Annotated in this window: 4 protein-coding genes; 2 read left to right on the top strand and 2 right to left on the bottom strand. The window is 48.3% G+C overall.

Going from position 1 to position 3,565, the window contains the following annotated elements; genetic code table 11:
• Positions 1 to 106: 106 nt before the first annotated feature.
• Positions 107 to 1,225 carry a DNA-processing protein DprA gene (dprA, locus tag WBV75_RS14430; RefSeq protein WP_424121283.1) on the bottom strand — a complete coding sequence of 373 codons (1,119 nt, stop codon included), beginning with the start codon at positions 1,223 to 1,225 and terminating at the stop codon, positions 107 to 109.
• A 96-nt stretch (positions 1,226 to 1,321) separates the two neighbouring features.
• Here dprA and WBV75_RS14425 point away from each other — a divergent pair, with 96 nt between their 5' ends.
• Together WBV75_RS14425 and WBV75_RS14420 are read left to right on the top strand one after the other, a co-directional pair.
• Positions 1,322 to 2,266 carry an SPOR domain-containing protein gene (locus WBV75_RS14425; RefSeq protein WP_424121282.1) on the top strand — a complete coding sequence of 315 codons (945 nt, stop codon included), beginning with the start codon at positions 1,322 to 1,324 and terminating at the stop codon, positions 2,264 to 2,266.
• Between the two features lie 60 nt (positions 2,267 to 2,326).
• Positions 2,327 to 2,839: an acyl-CoA thioesterase gene (locus tag WBV75_RS14420; RefSeq protein WP_424121281.1), complete on the top strand. Its 513-nt coding sequence runs from the start codon at positions 2,327 to 2,329 to the stop codon at positions 2,837 to 2,839.
• A gap of 6 nt (positions 2,840 to 2,845) precedes the next feature.
• Here the strand turns inward: WBV75_RS14420 and WBV75_RS14415 are convergent.
• Positions 2,846 to 3,565: murein hydrolase activator EnvC family protein (locus tag WBV75_RS14415; RefSeq protein ID WP_424121280.1), on the bottom strand; the 720-nt coding region annotated here is incomplete at its 5' end.

Here is a 3,565-nt window from a genome sequence, read left to right as displayed (position 1 = left end):
GTAAAATACCAAAGTACCGTCAAAGGGCCTCTTCCCTCGTTTTTGACACTCTTTTACCACACTTTCACGTAAAAATAGCTAAACTACAAACCGGAGAGTCGGTTTCTTATCCTGTCAATTCAAACCTTTTTCCCGGATAAGCTCGCATTAATTCCTTCATTTCCAACTGAAACAACACTGCAGCTGCCTCACGAACGCTCAGACGACAGTTTATTGCGATTTCATCCAGTACTTGGATACCATTTGCAGCCAGGAATTCACAAATTCGAGTTTCTTCGGGGGTCAAAGCACCCTGCCGTAGACTCCTTATCTTTTGGGTGAAATCTTGTGAATTACCTGGAGCCGCGGACCATTGAAGGGTGTCCACCAACTGCTCCGGCGAAGATAACAATTGGGCCTTATGCTTACCGATGAGCAAATTGCAACCCGTGCTGAAACGGTCGGTTGATCTTCCCGGAACGGCAAACACCTCCCTGTCATACCCAAAGGCCAGGTCGGCAGTAATAAGACTTCCGCCTTTCGGGCCGGATTCGATCACCACCGTAGCAGGGGCCACCCCTGCAATAATACGATTGCGCCGCACGAAATTCATAGGTTCTACAGGCGTTTCCAACCCGAATTCAGATAGTAGGGCCCCCTTTTGGAGAATTTCCGGAACGAATCTGGCATGCCTTGCAGGGTAAATCGTGTCCAGGCCGTGGCCGAGGCAGGAAACCGTGTCAAGACCTAATTTTAGCGCTGTCCTCTGCGCACAAATATCAATGCCGTAGGCCAGGCCACTAATGATGACAGGGTTGTAAGGCACAAGTGCCTTTATAAGCTGCTCGCACACCCGACGACCATAATCTGTCATACTGCGCGTCCCAACGACGCTCAAAAGATACCTTCCGGAAAAGGTTAGCGGTCCCTTCTGGTATAGAATTAATGGGGCATCCGGGCATTCTTTGAGCAACCCAGGATATGCCCCGTCGGATAAAGACAAGCATTGTATGCCATCCTTCAAAATCCTTCGATACTGGTTTTCAGCTTCCCTTTGGTAGGTGTGATTCAGTATCCTTTCGGCCATTACAGGCCCTACTCCGACCAACTGTACCAAATCCCGCACGGATTGGCTAAAGATATTCTGAACACCGTTAAAACACTGTACTAATCTCCGGCCATTTATAGGTCCTACCCCCGGAATCCGCTGTAGTCTAATCCATGCAACTATTTCATTGTCTGTCATTTAAAACCCATTTTATAAACAGTTGGATGTTCTGGTGTTAATAAAAGGAACCTGTTCCCTTTGTTCAAACTGCAATAAATCGCCATCTTTGTTTCAATGCAACTGGAAAAATATGTTTCATCTCTTCTGTACCGGTACCAATGCGTAGTGGTTCCCGGATTTGGGGCATTTTTGTGTCAAATTAAGTCGGCATCCCTGCAATCGGAAAGCAATACTTTTCTCCCGCCTTATAAAGAACTGTCGTTCAATGCACAGTTAGACAAGAATGACGGGCTTCTCATTTCCCATATCGCAGAGGCAGAGGGGCAGTCTTATGAAGATACCCTGGAAGGGGTGCTCGCTGCATCCAAAGCATGGAAAGCGACTCTGAAAGCTGAAAAGCGGATGGATTTTCCTGAATTGGGCGCTTTCAGGATGAACCAGGAGGGGCGCATTGCCTTTGAACCCACTACCCGGGTCAATTATCTGATGTCGTCATTTGGATTAACCCCGGTTATTGCCAATGCAGTCACACGAGAAGTGCTTAAGGAAGAGGTGCGTCAGATAGAATCGCAGATTCCTTTTACCATCACCCCTGAGTCTCGTAAAGTACGGGGCTTAAGACCGCTCTATAAATACGCCGCCGTTGTCCTCCTGGCCGTTTCTACCGCCCTAAGCGGTTATTCCCTTTACAAACAAGGCATAGAATCTACCGCCATTGTATATGAAGAAGCACAAAAAGAGGTTTCTAAAAGTATTCAGGAGGCTACATTCTTCAGTACGAATCCAGTCCTCCTGCCCTCAGTAAACCTCAGCGTGCACTCCAATACACAACGCTCGCATCATATTATCGCAGGAGCCTACCGCATTCGGGCGAATGCGGAGAAACGCATTGCCGAACTCTCTGCACGCGGGTATTCCGCCAAACACCTCGGCCAAAATAGCTACGGGCTCTATCAGGTGTCTTATGCCAGTTTTGCCGATCCTGAGGAAGCCCTTAAAGCCCTTAAAGAGATTCGGCGTGAAGATTCCCAGGACGCCTGGTTGCTTTCCACGAAGTAGAATACCCAAAACTCTAAATAACTTCTGGAGGGAAGGCGTATCTTTGCCGAAAATTTTTCCATGGAAGCGAAAAGCCCGAGCGAATCCCGGACCACTATGACTGATTTGGTTTTACCCAGTGAGACCAACCCCCTGAACAACCTTTTCGGAGGAGAATTACTCGCCCGGATGGACCGTGCGGCAAGCATTACGGCCAGGAGGCACAGTCGAAAGGTAGCTGTAACGGCTTCCGTTAACCATGTTGCCTTCAACCGGGCCATTCCACTGGGAAGCGTTGTTACCGTAGAAGCCAGTATTTCAAGGGCCTTCAAAACCTCTATGGAAATTTTTATAGATGTCTGGACCGAAGACCGGTTTAGCGGGGAACGCACCAAGGCCAATGAAGCCATTTACACCTTTGTGGCCGTGGATGATATTGGTATTCCCACTGAAGTTCCGCCGGTGGCTCCCGAGACGGAAATCGAACAACTCCGTTTCGAAGCGGCCCTGAGGCGCAAGCAACTAAGTCTTGTATTGGCAGGAAAGATGAAACCGCATGACGCCACGGAGCTGAAAGCGCTCTTCAATGAATAATTTAAATTACAATCGGTATATCCACTCTTCCGGATTTAAACGATTCGCGTCCTGGTATAAGTAAAACTTCAGTTGTGTCAGGCCGTTAGACCTGTTGGTATATATTTTTCCCAAAGCATCTTTAACCTTTACCTTGTCGCCCTTTTTAACATAGAGCTCAGCCAAATTGTAATAGGTGCTGATAAAGTTTCCATGTTTCAATTGAACTCCCTTGTTTCCTCCGGGAACAGCCAGTACGGCGATCACTTCGCCCTCGAAAACGGCCCGGGCCTCAGATCCCTCATCTGCCGCAATAATCACCCCATTGCTTTGATGTTTTATACCAGGGTATACGGCATCTGCATATACCCCATAACCCTGTTTTTTAACTCCCTTTTCCACGGGCCAGATGAGCCTGCCTTTGTTGGCTGAAAAATTGTTGGCCACCAGGGTCGCCTCAGGGGTTAACGCAAATTTGCCAGGAGACGCGGTCCGGGCGCCACTTTCGCGGTTAGAGGCTGCAATGGCCGAACGAATCAAGTTTTCGATTTGGCGCTCAATAGCCCGTGCTTCTTTACGTTTCTTGTCTATTTCTGAGGCGTAGGCGCTCTCATTCTGCCGGATTGTCCTTAAAAGTGATTGTTGGGATTGTACCTGGTCCGTCAATTCGTTTTTAGTGCGCCGATTCTGGGCAATCAGCAATTCCTTTTCTTTGCGCTGACGGGTTAAATCCGTATTGAGTAGACT

It is taken from the genome of Robiginitalea sp. (assembly GCF_049588695.1).
GTDB lineage: Bacteria > Bacteroidota > Bacteroidia > Flavobacteriales > Flavobacteriaceae > Robiginitalea.
Note: the sequence above shows the minus strand (reverse complement) of the source record. Positions and strands in the feature narration are given on the sequence as shown.

Bases quoted from the DNA above. Each gene is read 5' to 3' on its own strand.
- dprA (WP_424121283.1), bottom strand. From the start codon at position 1,225: ATGACAGACAATGAAATAGTTGCATGGATTAGACTACAGCGGATTCCG.
- WBV75_RS14425 (WP_424121282.1), top strand. From the start codon at position 1,322: ATGCAACTGGAAAAATATGTTTCATCTCTTCTGTACCGGTACCAATGC.
- WBV75_RS14420 (WP_424121281.1), top strand. From the start codon at position 2,327: ATGGAAGCGAAAAGCCCGAGCGAATCCCGGACCACTATGACTGATTTG.